Here is an 18,211-nt window from a genome sequence, read left to right on the forward strand (position 1 = left end):
TATTATCATGTTTAAATTAAAATATATCGTTTTCATTATTTGTGCCGGCTTTTTCGCCCTTTCGTTCAATACCAGGTACGTCAGGCTGCAGGAGCGCTGGGAAGCCCCGGCTTCTGCGGACTCACTGTTCAACCCCTATCTCATTGAGCCGCTGACCCTGCCCCAGGCGCAGGAGGTGTATACGATCTATTGTGCTTCCTGTCACGGGCAACAGGGAAAGGCTGATGGAATAGCAACAAAGAACCTCGATGTAAAGCCTCTGCCTTTTCAGGATAAACGGGTTAAAGGTCAAACACCGGGCGCTTTGTACTGGAAGATCCGTGAAGGAAGGGGTGAAATGCCGTCCTTTAGAGACCTGATATCCGAGGAACAGAAATGGCAATTGGTAGAATATGTGAAAGACCTGTCAAAGCCATACGAGCAGCAGATGAATCCTTTTAAAGTTGAAAATTGAAGGTTGAAAGTTGAAAGTGGAGATCGGGTGTAGAAACGAAGTTTGTTTAAAGCCGGATATTCATCGTAGAAGCCAGCTTCACGGATTTCTCGCCGAAGCGGTCCCTGATATTATCCAACGCCTGGTATAATTTATAGCGTTCTTCGGATGAACTAAAAAGACCGATCTGTTCATGGCCGCTTATCAGCCCGGATAGTCTTACTCCAACAAGCCTGAGCGGTTCTTTAGGCTGGTAAACTTTGTCGAACAGTTCTTTCGCCCGATCGATGAGCAATGAATCGAGGGATGTATAAGGAATCTTAAGCTGTTGCGTATGCGTCTCGAAGCCTGAATACCGGATAGTCACGGTTATGCACGACGTTAGTTTCTTTTGTGAGCGCAGCTGGTAGGTAAGCTCCATAACCATGGACGTCAGGAGCTCCTTTACGCCCTTAGTATCGAAGCTATCGGTATGAAAGGTGCTCTGTGTGCCGATTGATTTCCGTTCCCGGTAAGGAGCAAAGGGTGAGTCATATATTCCGTTGGCTTTCTTCCAGAGATCGATGCCATTCTGCCCGAAGAACCCGAGGAGTTCATCCGGGGATATCTTAGCCAGCTGCCCTATTAACACTATCCCGCGTTCGCTGAGCCTTGCATATGCGGATTTTCCAAGCCCGGGAATCTTCTGAATAGAAAGCGGGTTTAAAAAAGCCTGCGCTTCGCTTCTCCTGATCTGCAGCTCCCCGCTGGGTTTGCACTCATTCGTAGCCATCTTAGCCAGTGTTTTATTAACAGACAGCCCGAAAGACAGCGGGAGCCCCGTTTCTTTCATTACGTGCCGCCGCAGTTCGCTGGCAAACTTCATCGTGTTGTGGAAACGGTCCATGCCCGTCAGGTCGATGTAGTGCTCGTCGATAGATGCTTTCTCCAGGGCCGGAACTCTTTCGCGGAGAATATCAGTGACCATGTGAGAGTACTTGCTGTAGTCGGCCATATTACCGCGGACAAATATGGCGTGGGGACACAGCCGGGCTGCCAGTTTGGAAGGCATGGCAGAGCGAACACCGAATTTCCTTGCTTCATAGCTGCAGGAAGTAACAACTCCTCGTTCAGCGCTTCCGCCTACTATCACCGCCTTGCCTATAAGGGCCGGGTTCTTCAGAAGCTCGACCGACACGAAGAAGGCGTCCTGGTCGATGTGAACTATCTGTCTATCCATTTCTCTTTTATGATCAGGACAAATATATGCTAAAGTAATTAGTAAACAATGTGGAGTCAATGCTCTTTACCTGCCGGCCTCCCCGGCACTACAGAAGAGTGTAATCTGGCACTGCATGCAGCCTTCCAACGATGTTTTTTAAAATAAATTAACCCTTAACGGAAAATCTTTTCTATCATTGTCGACAAATTCCATAGAGATTGTATCTGTGGTATCCTGATTAATGCAAGCACCAGAGAACGTAGCCAGTACTAAAAAGCACTCCGACAGGTTCCAGGAGAAGAAGTGGAAGAAGATAGCCTATTTGTCGCTGTTTGTGCTTGCTGTATTGTTCATTGGCTATGCAATATATGCGTACGTATCTTATCCTTCGCTGATAACTATCGGCAAAGACCTGTATTCGCAGATAGACGATAAGTTTATTTGGATGCTTGTGGTAGGTTTTTGTGCCCAGATGGTAGACGGTGCCTTAGGGATGGGATACGGAGTGATCTCCACTACACTGCTGCTTTCCGGAGGTCTGAATCCTGCGGTCATCTCAGGGAGTATACATACAGCAGAAATGTTCTCGAGCGGTGCTTCGGGCTTTAGCCACTACCGTTTCGGGAACGTAAATATGAAGCTTTTCAAGACACTGCTCTTTCCAGGGGTTGCCGGGGCGATTGTGGGTGCATTGCTTCTTGGCTACGCAGGTGATAATTCGGCATGGATCCGGCCTGTGATATCGGTTTACACACTGCTTTTGGGGATCAAGATCCTCATCAATGCATTTAAGGAAAAGCGTAAGCCCCAAAAGGTGAAACGGGCAGGCTGGCTTGCAGGTGCCGGCGGCTTCCTTGATTCATTTGGCGGTGGCGGCTGGGGGCCGCTGGTAACCAGTACGTTAATCTCGAAGGGCCGTACACCTAAATACGTGATCGGCTCGGTCAGCCTGACGGAGTTCTTCGTTACGATGGCAAGCGCGCTGACATTCTTCATTATCCTGGGCGTAAGCCATTGGCAGTCCATACTAGGCCTTATCATAGGCGGGATCATTGCGGCGCCCTTTGCGGCCAGGTTAGTCGGAAAACTTCCCCTCAAAAAGATGTTTATCGGTGTAGGCACTATCGTAATTATCTCGAGTGTAAGGATAATCTGGAACTCTATCGATAAGCTGTTCTAAGCTGAGCCTGTTAAGTATCAGGCTTGAGAAAGCCCACCTTCAGAACCTTCTTCCCCTTTCGCATTTTTAGCAAAATAATCCGCTATAGCGGCATGATAGACAGTTTTACCCTCGGGTAGCACCGACCGGTATGCTGCACATTTAGCCGGATCTTTTAATACCTGCTGTGCATACTTAACAGCTTTCCGGAATGCACCATTGCTGTTTTTTTGTTTCTCGCTGAGGGTAACCTTACTGCGGTCAGGTAGTTTGGATACCACGGTTCCATAGCTATACTGCTTAAAAATAAGCATGCCGGCCAGCTTACCGGTTACCCCTTTCATAACTACGTTAGTTTTTTGTCGTGCCATGATGTTTGCAACTTAAGACTTCAGGTAATACGAAACCCGCTTTAAGAAAGTTACATTTACCGTTTATTTGCCGTTCATTTGCCGTTCATTTGCCGTTGATCACTTAACGGTGATGGTTCAGGGAGAGCAAAATGTATTTTGTATTTCATTATTCTGATCGCTAACTTTAAATAAGAAGGAGGCGATGAAGCCGTTTTGATTTTGCCGAACCCGCAGGGTTACGACTATTGATGATTTGCCTGCCTGGTTTCGGTCTGGTGCATTCCTATTTGACAACAAAAAAATAAGCAGATGAAAAAGTATTTTAAGATTGCGTGCTATGCTCTTCCGGCTGTTGTGCTGGTATGTCTGATGAGCTTTTCATTTAAGGCTTTGCAAAATAACAGTATCATTAACGGGGCATACAAATTACAGAACGGACCTTTGGAACAGGTACTGATCTTTAATGACGGCTATTTTATGCACACTACTTTCGACAGGTCGAAGAAGCAGCTGATCCAGACAAGGGGCGGGGCATATAAATATGCAAACAACCAGATCGATGCGACCATTGAGTTCAGCCCGAAGAATAAAGAGGAAATAGGCCTTACAAAGAAATATTCCTTTGCGATCAACAAAGACCGCCTGGCCTCAGATATTAATGGCAGGAAGGAAGTCTGGACTGTACTCGATAATGGTAAAGGCCCTATGGTTGGAACCTGGAGAAGCTCAGGCCGGATGCAGGACGGAAAGGTAGTGCTTAGTCCGCCGCGTGCACGCAAGACCTTTAAGATACTTAGCGGTACCCGTTACCAGTGGGCGGCAATCAATGCCGAGACGAAAGAGTTTTTCGGAACAGGCGGGGGAAGCTATACCTTCAAAGATGGCAAATACACCGAGACCCTTGATTTTTTTACCAAAGACAGCACTAAGGTTGGCGTGTCGCTTACGTTTGACGGTAAAGTAGAAGGTGACCTCTGGCACCATTCGGGCTTAAGCTCGCAGGGCGCTAAAATGTATGAGATCTGGAAGTTGGAGCCGAAGCAGTAGTGCTACGCCTGCGGATCAGGAGCCTGCCGTTTTTCTCACTGCCTTTTCCCAGATTGCGCTTTGCCTGCTGGTAAAATAGCGGATCATCCCGCTTATAACGGCATAATTCATCACGCAGAAATAATAAGGGATAAAAAATACTTTTATGCGGATCCTCCGGTTTGTTAAAAAGAGGCCGGCAAGTGCAAGGCTATAAAACAATAGCTGAGCCAGCAGCATCAGGGTATATACAGGGGAGTTTGTCTCCAGAACGATCAGGATATTCATCAGCAGCACAGCAACCAGTAAGAAAGGTGCGATCGTCCATCGCAGTACACGGTGGCTTATATACTGAAAGCTCAACAGGCCGTAGCGGAATAGGTTGAGAAGCGGCAGAAGCCTCAGGATAGACTGAATGCCACCGGCAGCGATTCGGATCTTGCGTTTCAGTTCTTCGTTGATATTATCTGATGCGTATTCCATGGCATAAGCTTCAGGTTCGTATACTACCCGTTTGTTCCTGGCGGCAATCAGCATGGAGATCATAAAATCATCAAGGATGCTATCGTTAGGGACGGGTTCATACAACTCGCGGCGTACGCTGAACAGTTCGCCGGCAGCTCCCACAACGGTATTCAGTTCAGAATCCCATCGCTTTAAAAGCGACTCATATTTCCAGTAGAAACCTTCACCTGCCGTACCCGCATCCGCTGCACCGGCCACCCTTATCCTCTTTTCTCCGGCTACGGCACCAACTTCCGGATCGGCATAATGGCGGGCCATATTTACCAGAGCCTTGCTATTCAGGATGGTGTTAGCATCGGTAAAAACAATGATCTCTGAGGTAATGGTTTCGGCCGCTCTGTGCATGGCTGATATTTTGCCCTTCCGTTCAGGACTATGCATCAGTCTGATCTGCCTGAACCCGGATATAATACCGGGCGTGTTATCGTCTGAGCCGTCGGTCACAAAGACAACTTCCAGTTTACCTGTCTCATATTCCAGCTCAAGGGTATTGGCTATTTTTTCCCTGATGAAACTTTCCTCATTATAGGCGGCTATCACCAGTGAGCAGGAGGGGAGACTATCTGGCGATAGAAATGCACGGCGCCCCTTTATAAACCGGCGGATACACACCATAATAAACAGTACCAGGCCATATCCCAGAAAGGTATAGACTATTATTGCAAGAGCGATCCAGAAAGTAACGATCATGTATGCCGGTTTGGACGATCAAAGCTATCTTTTTTATGCGTAAGGTTCCACCAGACGGCTCTGAAAAATGAGCTGGCCAAGTCCCGGCGTTGAGTCGCTACATACTTCGCTATATTTCGCGGTGATACCACAAATGCAAAATAGAGATAGAATACCAGGGCCGAGATCGCGGGCGCATTTCTCCGGATGAATACTACCCGGTTACGGATCATATAATATTCCTTAAGCGGACTTGCAGCTCCAACCGACCGGGATTCTTTATGACGGATCACCGCGCGGGGCTCCAGCCATACGAAATATCCGGTGCGCCTGATCATTTCGCACCAGTCGAGTTCTTCATAATATAGAAAGTAGTTTTCCGGCATCGGCCCGGCCGCCAGGATCGCTGCTTTTCTGACCATCATTGCCGCGCCATGGGCGTAAGCTGTAGGGCCCGGGCAAGTATCATACTGGCCGCGGTCCACCTCAAATTGCCCGATACACTTATTCCGTGCGGTATTGTAATTCATGGGTGTGAAGCCTGCATACTGGATAATTTCGGGGCGGTCATAATAAACGATCTTAGGGCTGACAATTCCGACGGAGGCATCATTGTCGAGCACCGCTGCAAGCGGGCTGATCACATCATCAACAAACTCCGTATCGTTGTTAACGAAAAACAGGTAATCGCCGGTAGATTCTTCAATCCCAAGATTATTGCCCCCTGCAAAGCCCAGGTTCCTTTCTGAGCGGATATATTTTGCTTCGGGGTACCGCTGCGACAGCCATAGCGCCTGGTCGGTCAGGCTCCCGTTATCCACCACTATAATTTCTACATCCGGAAAGCGTGTAAACCTCGCGACCGAACGAAGAAATTCCAGCGTCGTGTCTGGCTGGTTGTAGTTAACGGTAATAACAGAGACTTTTTTCAAGTTTGACCGGGAATAAGGGGAGTAAAATAAAGAAATTACCCGGAAGTTGAAACGGGGTGGGCCGCAGCGCTGCAAGGATGCTTGCCGATTAAGCCGTACAATTGATCTTAGCGAATATGTAATATCATTATATTTGCGGGGACTTGTCATAGCAGCTGCGAATATTCCCCGCGGTTAGCAGGTGGAGGCTTATAAAACGTTAATAATTTGGAAAACTTCGGACAAAAAGGTTCACACGCAGGTGATATGGCAGATCATTCTAAGGAGGCTGTTGAGAAACGCCTGAACGAACTGATCAGTATTTTATCAAAGACCAGGCTGGATGAACATGCGGTGAGTCAGCTGCAGGAGAAGTTAAATATCGCCAATGAGCTTCTTACGCGTGACGCAAGTCATACAGCATTTCCAAACCTTAAACTCAAGAGCCCGAAGGCCAGAAGATACACTTTTGCGCGCAAGCTTTCGCGGGTGCTCAAACTGCTCGTTTCCCTGCTTTTAATATTATTGGGATTCGGGATGATCATTATGCCGGCTCCTGAATATTTTGAAATGTTCACCCTCTTTTATCTGAATCCCAACGATGGGGTAACCATCATGGATGTGATTTCCCTGATCGTTGCTTTTACGGGGGTATCCCTGCTGATAACTGGCTTGATCAGGTTCAATAACGATCCCCTGAAATGAGGAACTTGCTCCCCCTTTTGGGGCGTCGATTCCACAGAAAATACGCTCTTTCTAACACCCTTTCACAAAAATAAAGCTGTTGCCCTTCCCAGCGGGGGACATCAGGTAATATCATGCCATGGCCTAATATTTGACTATTCACACGCGAAATAAGCAGGCAGGTTATTAAATCCTGTCAGTGCGACAGCAAGGGGCATAAGTTTAACTTCTGCCGGGGACAGTTAGGAGGCGAAATTTTTAATGAGGTTTATAATTAATTTTCTGTTATTCTTTGTGCTGGCCTGTGGCAGCAGTGCCTACGCGCAATTTCCGTATTTTGACAGCTTTAAAAACTCAACTGCGCCTACTGCCCGGTTTGGAGGGAGCCCGTCTCCTGCAAAGCTTACTGCTGGTAGTATAGATCCTGAGGGTGGAGGCTACCTGCGTTTAACTGATTCTGCCCTGGTAGGGTCGGGAGAGTCTGCTTTCGCCAGGAACATTACTAAATTTAATTCGGATAGAGGGCTGCTGGTTACTTTCGAATACTACAGCTGGGGGGGCAAGCCGTTAAATAACGAGGGTGACGGAATTGCTTTTTTTCTGTTTGATGCGTCTGTTGTGAATGACCTGGCTGATGGTACCTACTCTACAGATGGATTCGTAATTGGCGGTGTAGGCGGCGCACTTGGCTATGCTAATTTTGACGGTACACCGGGTCTTAGGAAAGGGTATCTGGGAATAGGCTTTGATGAGTTTGGGAACTTCGCTACAAAAGATCACTCCAAGCAGACCGGTATCGAGATCATTGAGGCCGGTGTTCCAGGCCGAAGAAGAGAAAATGTCACTTTGCGTGGTGATGGAAACGGGCTTGGTAACCCGCCCACCAATTATGAGTTTATAGAACGCGTAATCACCACGGAGCTTTCTCCGGGATTTACGGTGCAGGGTAAGGTTGACGGTCGCACCAAGGGACCCGGTGGCTTGACACCTACTGATCTTGGTTATCGAAAAGCCACTATAGAGCTCGTTCCCAATACCGGGCTTACCGGTTATATAATAAACGTCTGGATTACAGAAGGAGCGCCGGGCGGAGCGAAAGTCCATCATGTGATCAAGAACCGGGAATATATATCGGACAGCCCGAAGCCGGCGCAGTTAAGCTATGGTTTTGCAGCGTCTACGGGAGGTTCAACAAACTTCCACGAGATCCGCAGTATCGATATCGTTATCCCGCCGAGCCAGAGAGCTGATCCGGTGGCAGTTAACGATACTGTAACAACTGCTGAAGAGACCGTTAAGGCATTTAACATCATACAGAACGACTACGATCCAAATGGCAATCGTACCCTGGACTATGCAAGTATCGATCTTGATCCCTCAACTCCCGCGATAGATAAGACCAGGGAAGTTTCAGGGCATAAATATGCTGTTGATGATCAGGGTGTCGTAACTTTTACTCCAGCCGCTGATTTTACAGGTACTCTTAATACACTTAAATATACTATACGGGATACAAGTATTTTTCGGGGGGTGAGTAATGAAGGCACCCTTGTTATAACTGTCACCCCCGTTAACGACCCGCCTATAACCGGGGTCATCGACAAGAGCGGTCCCGAGGATGTAGTGCTTAACTTCACATCCGCAGACTTCACCGGTAAATTCATTGATGTCGACAACGATGCGCTCAACAAAATCAAAATAGAAAGCCTGCCCGCTAACGGTACCCTGCAAAAAGGCGGAGTTACTATCACAGCTGGCCAGGAGATTCCCTTCTCAGAACTTGCCACTATCACCTTTACACCAACGTTAAATTTCTTCGGAGCAACCAGTTTTCTTTGGAGCGGCTCAGACGGAACGGTTTATTCCGCTGCTAAAGGAACTGTCAATATTACCATTACGCCGGTAGATAATGATCCGCCGGTTGCCGTTGACGACCTGGCCAATACCGAAACCAATACACCGGTTACCTTCAGTATTATAGCGAACGATAGCGACCCGGACGGAAACGCGACCCTCGCCCTGGCCACCGTCGACTTTGATACCGCTCCCGGGATCCTGACAACAATTACGGTACCCGGGCAGGGTACCTTTGTCAGCAATAATAATGGTACCGTTACATTTACCCCGGTTAACGGCTATGATAGCGGCCTGTTTACCACTGCTCCTGTTTCCTACACCATTAAAGATAATACGGGGCTGACCAGCAACACAGCTACGATCGCTGTCAAGGTGAACCCGAAAACCCCTCCCATAACCAATCCGGATGAAGTAACAACCCCGGAAGATACCAACGTCACTTTGAACGTAATCGCTAATGATACAGATATTAACGGTAATAACACCATTAATGCTGCGAGTGTAGACCTTGATCCAAACACTGGCGCACGGCAGAATTCTTTTACGGTTGCCGGACAAGGAACTTATACTGTCAGCAATGCGGGGGTGGTTACATTCGTGCCAGTCCCTAATTACAACAGCGGGGCAGGCACAGCTACGCCAATATCGTATACCATAACTGACAGGGATGGTATGCAGAGTAATGTCTCATCCATCACGATAACGGTTACACCTGTAGCCGATGCGCCGGTTGCAGTGGCAGATGCCGCTACAACCAATGAAGATAATGCAGTAACATTTAATGTCATAGCCAATGATACCGATGGAGACGGCAATAACACGATAGACCCGGCAAGTATAGATTTTGATCCTGGAGCGGGAGTTAAAACCGTTTTGACGGTTGCTAACGAAGGCACTTATACTGCCTTGCCAAACGGAACGGTCAGGTTTGTTCCGCTGGCAGATTACAACAGCGGGCAGGGAACGGCTACACCTGTTACTTATACCATAAAGGACAATTCCGGCTTAACAAGTAATCCGGCGGTGATTACCGTCACCGTTATGCCGGTAAACGACCTGCCTTTAGTTTCGAATATTTCCAAAAGCGGTAACCAGGGGCAAATAATAACTTTTACGGATGCTGATTTCAAAACGAAGTTCACCGACCCGGAAGGTTCTACGCTAACGCGCATTAAAGTTGTTACCGTTCCCCTTAACGGGGCACTGAAAGTTTATGGCCTGGCGGTAACTGCCGGCCAGGAAATCCTGGTGGGAGACCTGGAGGGAATCACATTTGTACCTTTTACCGGCTGGAGCGGCACAACCAGTTTCTCCTGGAACGGATCGGATGGCAATGCCTATGCTGTTTCAAATGCAACAGTAGTTATTAACCTGACCGGGGTAAACAAACCGCCTGTAGTATCGGCGGTATTTAAAAATCAAACGGGTACCCAGCCGGTCGCTTTTACAGCTGCCGACTTTACCGGTCAGTTCAGTGACCCGGACAATAACGCATTAACCAAGATCCAGATTGTCAGTCTTCCTGCGGCAGGTACCCTGAAGCTATTTGGAGCAGACATGACAGCCGGTCAGGAAGTAGCTTTAGGTGAGATTCCCGGGATCACATTCGTGCCTCCTGCCGGCACCGGCGGCACCTACAGCTTTAAATGGAATGGCTATGACGGCACCGAGTACGCCGCAGCGTCGTCCACCGTTGCGGTCACCATCACCTTGCTTACCCTGCCACCTGTAGTGAGCGATATCAATAAAAGCGGTACAGGCTTTATTCCGGTTGCATTTACAGCGGCTGATTTTACATCAAAGTTCAATAACACCCTGGTGAGGGTAAAAGTAGTAACCCTGCCGGCTAACGGGACTCTCCGGCTAAATGGCGCAGCCATCCTCGCAGGCCAGGAAATTGCCGTGGCAGATTTAGGCCAGCTTACCTTTCAACCGGCGCTTAACTGGGGCGGGACAACTTCGTTTTCCTGGAATGGTTACGACGGGAAAGAGTATGCGGTGAACAATGCCAATGTGAACATCAGTATTTTGCTGCCCACCGATCCTAACGCAAAGATTGGCCTTGCTAAGAAACTTTCATCTGTTACCGACGGGATCAATGGGAGCTATATCTTAAAGTTTGTTTTCACCGTGGTCAACTATGGTCCCAACAGTATAGAAAGTATAAGCCTTAAAGATAATTTAGCGCTGGCATTTGCTGGCACGACGTTTACCGTGAAGTCGTTGGCAGCTTCCGGAAATCTTAAAAGCAACACCTCATTCAATGGGAACTCCGATACCGAACTCCTGCTTCTTTCAAGCAAGTTAAATGGAAATGAGGAAGCCCGGGTTGAACTGGAGATAGAGGTTCGCCTGGTCACCAATTCAGGGAAGTTTTACAATTATGCCTTTGTTGAAGGCAGTTCGGCGATAACCGGAGCAAGGATACAGGACAGGTCTACAGACGGCCTTAAACCAGACCCGCTTGTTAATGGCGACGTGAGCTTGACAGAAACAACAGAGATTGAGCTTGCTCCAAGGCCTACTTTTGTTCCCCAGGGCTTTACCCCTAACAACGACGGAATAAACGATTTCCTGGTGATTCAGAACACTATGAACCAAAAGGTTGCCATCGAGGTGTTTAACAGGTGGGGAAACAGGGTCTATAAGTCGGTCGATTACAAGAACAATTGGTCGGGACAATGCACTGAAGGGGTATTCATCGGACAGGATATTCCTGACGGGACTTATTTCTACGTTGTGGTGATCGCAGATAAGGATAAATATATTGGTAGTTTAACGGTGCAGCGATAAATGGGGAGAAATGTAAGAGCGGTATTTTTTTGCCTTTGTTTGTTATTTTTAGGCTCCGGCTATGTCAATGCCCAACAGAATGCTATGTATTCGCAATATGTTTTTAATACCCTGGCCTACAACCCGGCCTATGCCGGCAGCAGGAATGCGGTATCAGTCAGCGCTTTATACCGGAACCAATGGGTTGGGATCGAAGGTGCGCCGAAAACTGCGACACTCACTGCTGATGCTCCATTCAATCGCGAGCGGATAGGTTTGGGGATTCAGATCATCAGCGACGAGTTGGGCATTACTAAAACTACCGGCGCTTCGTTAAGCGGGGCGTATAAGATCACGTTTAACAATGAGGGAAGGCTGTCTTTCGGCTTGCAGGGAAGTGTAAGTAAGTTCCGGGCGAACTTTAGTTCGCTGGATCTGGATAATGGCGCCGGGGGAAGTGACCCTGTTTATATGCAGGACGTTAATAAGATCCTTTATAATTTTGGTTCCGGAGTGTATTATTCAACAGAGCGTTTTTATGTGGGGCTATCGGCTTTGGACATGTTAAATAATCGCCTTGGAGCGGATACCACGTCTGCAGCCAGGCAGGTAGCCCATGGTTATTTTGCGACAGGTTATGTGTTTCCTCTGGGAGATGACTTCAACCTGAAAACCGCGGTTCTTCTGAAAGGAGCAAAAGGCGCGCCTGTTCAGGCCGACCTTAATTTAACGCTATGGATCAAGGATGTGCTGGCACTGGGAGGAGAGTACAGGACAAGTGCTGACATATCTGCTTCGATGGAAATGAAAGTTACACCGAATGTTCGTTTAGGCTACGCGTATGATCGCAGCACTACCAGTTTAAAAAGTTTTAATAAGGGCAGCCATGAGTTTATGCTCAGATATACATTTTCATTTGATCAAAATAGTGCTTTATCACCCAGATTTTTCTAAGCAGCAATGAAGAAAATTAGCGTATTACTCTTAGTCGTCCTGATTCATCTTACTTCGGTAAGATGCTTTGCTTTTTTTCAGGAAGAGGATAGCCCTTTGCTGCAAAAGGCAATCAAAGAATATAATGCGCTTCGTTACGTGGCGGCTATACAGGAACTAAAGCGTGTCATAAAAAAGGAACCTCTTAATGTGAAAGCGCAGGAGATGCTCGCCTCCAGTTATCGTAAAACCAAGGTATATGATGAAGCGCTGTTTTGGTACGGCGAACTTACCAATCAAAAGAATATTAAGCCTGAGTGGGCTTTATATTATGCTGAAGCGCTGGCTAACAACGAAAGGTACGAGGAGTCGGAAAAGTGGTATCGCAAGTATCTGGCATTAAAACCCGGCGACCGCCGGGCAGAGGCATTCAGTAAAGCAAACATAGAGGAGCTCAGCAGGGATGAAAATGTCTGGAAGATCGAGTTCCTGAACATAAATTCAGATGCGTCAGAATACTCCCCGATGTTCTACAAAGATGGCCTGCTTTTTATTAGTAACCGGCAGGAGAAGTCGCGTTACATGTTCGCCTGGGATCAGACGCCATATACGGATATGTTTGTGGTAGATCATCTGGAAGATATTCACGAAAGTGATGAGTCATCTGTAGAGCGGCGCCTGAAGGGACAGAATGATAAACCTAATTCGTTGTTGACCCTGCTATTCAGGAGTAAAAAGGCAGACAGTGTGGGCGCCGGTGAGATAGCCAGGCTGCTGACCGGCAAGATCAGAACAAGCTATCATGAAGGACCGGCTGTAAAACTTCCTGAGGGCTCGCTGATGTTCACGAGGAATAATTACAATAATAAAAAGGCAGGAAGCAGCAGTTCTGGTATCAATAAGTTAAAGATGTATACTGCGATGGGCGAGAACTGGGAAGAAATAGTCGAGTTCCCCTATAATAATGACGAATATTCAACCGGACATCCGGCAATCAGCGCCGATGGTAAGGTGTTGATATTTGCTTCCGATACACCACGTGGTTATGGGGGTACCGACCTTTACTATAGCGTCCGGACGTCCGAGCGCGGTAACTGGGGGAGGCCTGTTAACTTAGGCCCGCGAATAAACACAGAAGGGAACGAGCAGTTCCCGTATATCGATAAAAACGGAAAGTTATACTTCGCATCTACCGGCTATCCTGGCCTGGGCGGGCTTGATATCTTCGAAGTGACGCTTAAGGATCTTAAGCCTGTTGGTAAGCCGCGTAACCTGGGTGCAGGTATTAACTCCCCGGCAGACGATTTCGGGCTGATTAAGGAAGATGGTACCGAGGCTGGTTATTTCAGTTCTAACCGCCGGGGGAACGATGATATATACCGCTTTACCAAGCAGGCATTTGTCGCCAAAGTGCAGGGGCTTATTCTTGATTCGAGAAACAATACGCCGGTGGCAGGAAGTAAGGTTTTAGTTAAGCGACGGGGTAAAGTAGACACTATACAGGCAAACCCTTTTGGTGAATTTATAATTCCCTTCTCAACGCCGGATGATTACGAGTTGAGCGCAAGGTCGCTTGGATACGTCAGCAGGGGGGAGTTCATCAGCACAAAAGATCTCGATAAGGATACTACCCTCCGGGTGATATTTAAATTGAGTAAGGCGGAAAATATGCAAAAGTGGGTGATGGATAACTGTGATTCCCTGGCAAGGACATTCGCGTTTGAAAACGTATACTATGGCCTCGATAACGCGGAACTGAGGATCGAAGATCTGCCGGTACTTGACAGGATAGCAGCCGTAATGAAGAGCAATCCTCAGATCAATATTATAACCTCCAGCCATTGCGATAGCCGCGCATCAGAGGCTTATAATAAAGCATTGTCGCTAAAAAGGGGGCAGGCGGTCAGAAGTTACCTTGCTGCGCGGGGTGTCAGCGCCGATCGTATCGAAGTTAAGTATTACGGTAAAAGCCGCTTGTTAAATGCGTGCGTTGAGGGGATGAATTGTTCAGAATCAGACCAGGCATTAAATAGAAGAACCGAGTTTGAAGTTGTGATAAACGGCGTTAACCTGGCACAATTGGAGTGCAAATGAAGATAAACACCATTGAAAAATACAATACTATTAAATTAACATTAACCCTCAAAGAAATGGTAAACAAACGACTTGTTCTAATGACGATTTTAGGACTCTTCTTGTTCTCGTGTAAAAAGACCGGGCAGGAAACCAGCGACCTGGATAGTATTGATAAGCTGGTAGTTCCCGCCGGTTTTAACTGGGAAAACTCACGGGATGTAAGTTTTGAAATCAGTGTTACTGATACGCGCTTTCAGAGCGCGGTGCATGTGATCTCTATCTACGATGGCGATCCCATGTTAGGTGGAAAGCTGCTTTCCAAAGGTTCTGCGTCAATAGGTAATTCATTCGCTACGAAAATTTACCTGACGAATGGAGTGAAGGAGGTCTACGTAGTTAAAACTGCGCCCGACAGTTCGACCAGCACGCAGAAGATAGAAGTAACGGATAAGGCAAAGATCAGCCTTTCTCTAAGTGCGCTGAGTCCGAAAAATACAAAGGCAGAGCTTGGTGATGTTAAAATTTCAGGCCTGGATGATAGCCCTGATTGTAATACCGGCTGCACCCAGACTGTTACCACATCCAATACCAATCTGAATCTGAATAATGGTGACGTGGTGTGTGTAACGGGTAACAATATTACCGTTGGATTCAACGGTAACGGCGGCACCATCCGGATTTGCGGTACAAACGTTACCGTCCAAAATGCCTCGTTAAATAACAGTGCGAAGCTTATTATTACTAAAACAGCAAGCGTAACGTTCAGCAATCTAAACGCTAACGGAACGTCTTCTGAATTTTTGAACTATGGCACGGTTACTATTAATGGGTCTTTTGCTCCAAAAGGAACCTTTACCAATGAGGGTATATTGACTACTACGGGTGATCTGGACCTGAACTCGCAAACCCTCTTCAAGAATTTTGGAGTGATCAACGTAGGGGCTACCATGAACGTAAATACGAATAGCGTGGCTACGAACAATGGTAAGATAACCACCAATCAGCACTTTCAGTTGAATAGCCAGAGCGACTTTATTAACAATTGTTTTTTATGGGTTAAGGGAAACTACAACCATAACAGTGATATGTTCAATTATGGTCTTATAAAAGTTAATAATACCACAACGGTGAACGGCAATGATATTATTACCATGTATAACGGAGCTATGCTGTCTACCAATGAACTGAAATTAAATGGACAGATTATTGGAGTCGGTTCTACTTCATTGGTGAAGGTTAGTGCAGGGTCAGTTCTCAATGGTGGTAGCGGTATAAAAAATGCACTTCAGTTTTGCGATCTGAATGGAATTGAGACAAATAACACCACATTCAGCGGCGGTGCATCCCTGGGCTGTGATTTATATGTGCCGGTAACGAACTGTAACACTGAAGGTAACGGCGCTGCTCCACCGGTTGATACTGACGGAGACGGGGTGGTAGACCCGCAGGATGAATATCCTGCTGATCCCACTAAGGCTTATAATAACTATTACCCCTCTTCGAGCCCGGCAAGTGGCGCTACCCTGGCTTTTGAAGATCAATGGCCAAAGAAAGGTGACTATGACATGAATGACCTGGTGATGTCTTACCGGTATAAGATCGTGACAAACGCACTGAACAAAGTTGTTCAGGTGGTCGGCGATTATAACCTGGTGGCAATAGGAGGGAATTTCAAGAATGGGTTTGGAATTGAGTTTCCGGTAAGCCGTGGAAGTGTTAGCGGCGTGACAGGAGGGACACTGGAAACTGGTCAGACAAACGCGGTAGTGGTATTGTTCAATGATATGCATACGCAATTGGCAAACCTGAATACCCGGCCGGGTGACCCTGTATCTGCGCCAAAGAGTTATACCGTGAGTTTTGATATAAGCAACGGGCCTCTTCTCAGTGTATTCGGACTTGGGTCCTATAATCCCTTTATCTGGAACAGCGCGATCCCGAACGGACGTGGGTATGAGATCCACCTTCCGGGGAAGACTCCTACCAGTTTAGCTAACACATCGTTATTTGGTACGAGCGATGATAGTACAAATCCTTCATTGTCTAAATACTATGTTACGTCCACAGGTTTGCCCTGGGCTATAAGCATCCCGGTAAAGCCTTTGAAATATCCTGTTGAAGGTGCAGAGATTGGAACTGCCTATCTTAAATTTTATAGCTGGGCTCAATCAGGAGGAACACAATTTGTTGACTGGTATTCAAACACTACCACAGGTTACCGGAATAACAGCAACCTGTACTAAGTTCCGGCAATTTGCCAGATAAACAGATATGTCAGGCCTTCAGAAACGAGGCCTGACATATCTGTTATAAAACTCCGGATAGAACGCCAAGGCATACTTCAGGGTGTTTGCTGTCTGAACATTTAATTCTCTTTTCAGTATATACTGGCTGATGACAAAGCCGATGACACTGGAGCAAAGTGTGGCGTATGCTGCTCCCATCACACCAAGGCTGCTAATGAACATGTAGTTCATTGCGATATTAATGATTGCCGTTGTTAGTACGATATAAAAATTAAGCTTTGGCTTACCGATTGAATCCAGGATATTTCCGAATTGCCTCGCATACGGCATCAGAAGACAATAAAGCAGAACTACTTTCAACAAAGGTACGGCGTCTTGATATCTTTCCCCGGCAATAAGTTCCACTACCAGATCCGCAAAAATAAATAGCACCACGACAGCAGGTATGAGGATTGCCATCAGTACACCGACAGACTTTTCATAGAGGTATTTGACTGCTGGTTTACCGTCCGTTTCAATCCGTTTTGCGCTTTGGGGGAATACAATTACAGCTATTGCATTAGTTGGAATATCGATCAGGTTGGTAATTCTGACTGCAATATTGAATGCGCCTGATGCCACTGGCGATAAGATGGCGCCCAGCATCATTTGATCAATGGTTGATGACAGGATAGAACTTAGGGAAGTGCCAAAAGCATATTTTCCGTAATTAAAGAGCTTCCGTATCCACTGTCTGTCGACTCTAAAGTCTAACTTGTAATACCTGCTGGAATAGAGATAGGCAATAATTGCACTTATAAAGAAGGAAGCGAACTGTGCGTAGACGAGATTGGTTAATATGATTTCTTTGCCAAGACCAAAGCATACAAGAATATAAAGAAAGAATATCCCTTGTCTTGCAAATGCTCCGGCGAATACCCCTTTAAATTCCAGGTTGGCCTGCTCAATAGAATTAAATACTGTAAGAAATCCCGATATGACGAACACCAGGCTGTAAAGGTGGAAGATCTGTAATAGTTCAGGTGCCTGCCATAATTGTGTCAGAAGGCTTGCCATCCCAAAGTTAAGGGCTATGCAAACTGCGGTAAGTGCGCCGTTAATGATAAGGGATGACGAAATGATCCTGGAATGTTCTTCCGGAGTCTCAAACGAAAGATATTTTATCAGGGCGTTCTGGATCAGTCCCCCTCTCATGAATTCTAAAATGGTAACGGTGGACATAAACAGGGCCCACACCCCAAACTGATGTTTATCTAACATCCGGACAAGGAGGTAGAAGCCGCCAAATGTAAAGGCAACGCCTGTTACGTTCTGGAGGATGGTGTAAAACGCTGAACTCATCCAGTAGCCGGCTTTTGCACTCATA

At 46.9% G+C, this 18,211-nt stretch carries 13 protein-coding genes; 8 read left to right on the top strand and 5 right to left on the bottom strand.

Going from position 1 to position 18,211, the window contains the following annotated elements; genetic code table 11:
- The first annotated feature begins 7 nt into the window (after window positions 1-7).
- The gene (locus P2W76_RS17075; RefSeq protein ID WP_276349113.1) at window positions 8-454 is read left to right on the top strand and encodes a cytochrome c; all 447 of its coding nucleotides are present in this window, start codon (window positions 8-10) and stop codon (window positions 452-454) included.
- Between the two features lie 46 nt (window positions 455-500).
- Here P2W76_RS17075 and dinB read toward each other — a convergent pair whose 3' ends face one another.
- Window positions 501-1,652: a DNA polymerase IV gene (gene dinB / locus P2W76_RS17080; RefSeq protein ID WP_276349114.1), complete on the bottom strand. Its 1,152-nt coding sequence runs from the start codon at window positions 1,650-1,652 to the stop codon at window positions 501-503.
- Window positions 1,653-1,875: 223 nt separating this feature from the next.
- On the opposite strand from dinB, the gene P2W76_RS17085 reads away from it, so the two are divergent.
- Window positions 1,876-2,814: a sulfite exporter TauE/SafE family protein gene (locus P2W76_RS17085; RefSeq protein WP_276349115.1), complete on the top strand. Its 939-nt coding sequence runs from the start codon at window positions 1,876-1,878 to the stop codon at window positions 2,812-2,814.
- Window positions 2,815-2,831: 17 nt separating this feature from the next.
- Here the strand turns inward: P2W76_RS17085 and P2W76_RS17090 are convergent, their stop codons facing one another.
- Window positions 2,832-3,164, bottom strand: a complete 333-nt coding sequence (locus P2W76_RS17090) for a hypothetical protein (protein WP_276349116.1) — start codon at window positions 3,162-3,164, stop codon at window positions 2,832-2,834.
- Between the two features lie 291 nt (window positions 3,165-3,455).
- Between P2W76_RS17090 and P2W76_RS17095 the strand changes: the two genes are divergently transcribed.
- Window positions 3,456-4,193 (top strand): hypothetical protein, encoded by a 738-nt coding sequence (locus P2W76_RS17095; RefSeq protein ID WP_276349117.1) that lies wholly within the window; start codon window positions 3,456-3,458, stop codon window positions 4,191-4,193.
- Window positions 4,194-4,208: 15 nt separating this feature from the next.
- Here P2W76_RS17095 and P2W76_RS17100 read toward each other — a convergent pair whose 3' ends face one another.
- Window positions 4,209-5,387 (bottom strand): glycosyltransferase family 2 protein, encoded by a 1,179-nt coding sequence (locus P2W76_RS17100; protein ID WP_276349118.1) that lies wholly within the window; start codon window positions 5,385-5,387, stop codon window positions 4,209-4,211.
- On the bottom strand, window positions 5,384-6,298 hold the full coding sequence (locus tag P2W76_RS17105; protein ID WP_276349119.1) for a glycosyltransferase family 2 protein: 915 nt from the start codon (window positions 6,296-6,298) through the stop codon (window positions 5,384-5,386). Before P2W76_RS17105 ends, P2W76_RS17100 begins: the two co-directional genes overlap by 4 nt.
- Window positions 6,299-6,505: 207 nt before the next feature.
- On the opposite strand from P2W76_RS17105, the gene P2W76_RS17110 reads away from it, so the two are divergent.
- From P2W76_RS17110 to P2W76_RS17130, 5 genes are all read left to right on the top strand, one after another.
- The gene (locus tag P2W76_RS17110; RefSeq protein WP_276349120.1) at window positions 6,506-6,982 is read left to right on the top strand and encodes a hypothetical protein; all 477 of its coding nucleotides are present in this window, start codon (window positions 6,506-6,508) and stop codon (window positions 6,980-6,982) included.
- Window positions 6,983-7,222: 240 nt separating this feature from the next.
- Entirely contained in the window at window positions 7,223-11,611 is a 4,389-nt protein-coding gene (locus P2W76_RS17115; RefSeq protein WP_276349121.1) for an Ig-like domain-containing protein, read from the top strand.
- Window positions 11,612-12,544, top strand: coding sequence for a type IX secretion system membrane protein PorP/SprF (locus P2W76_RS17120; protein ID WP_276349122.1), 933 nt, complete (start codon window positions 11,612-11,614; stop codon window positions 12,542-12,544).
- 6 nt (window positions 12,545-12,550) lie between these two features.
- A complete protein-coding gene (locus P2W76_RS17125; protein WP_276349123.1) occupies window positions 12,551-14,617 on the top strand; it encodes an OmpA family protein in 2,067 nt (688 codons plus the stop codon).
- A complete protein-coding gene (locus tag P2W76_RS17130) occupies window positions 14,614-16,842 on the top strand; it encodes an LruC domain-containing protein (RefSeq protein ID WP_276349124.1) in 2,229 nt (742 codons plus the stop codon). The genes P2W76_RS17125 and P2W76_RS17130 overlap by 4 nt, the downstream gene beginning before the upstream one ends.
- 39 nt (window positions 16,843-16,881) lie before the next feature.
- On the opposite strand, the gene P2W76_RS17135 is transcribed toward P2W76_RS17130, so the two are convergent.
- Window positions 16,882-18,210 carry a flippase gene (locus P2W76_RS17135; protein WP_276349125.1) on the bottom strand — a complete coding sequence of 443 codons (1,329 nt, stop codon included), beginning with the start codon at window positions 18,208-18,210 and terminating at the stop codon, window positions 16,882-16,884.
- Window position 18,211 lies beyond the last annotated feature (1 nt).

Origin of the sequence: Daejeonella sp. JGW-45 (assembly GCF_029360805.1) — a bacterium.
GTDB lineage: Bacteria > Bacteroidota > Bacteroidia > Sphingobacteriales > Sphingobacteriaceae > Daejeonella.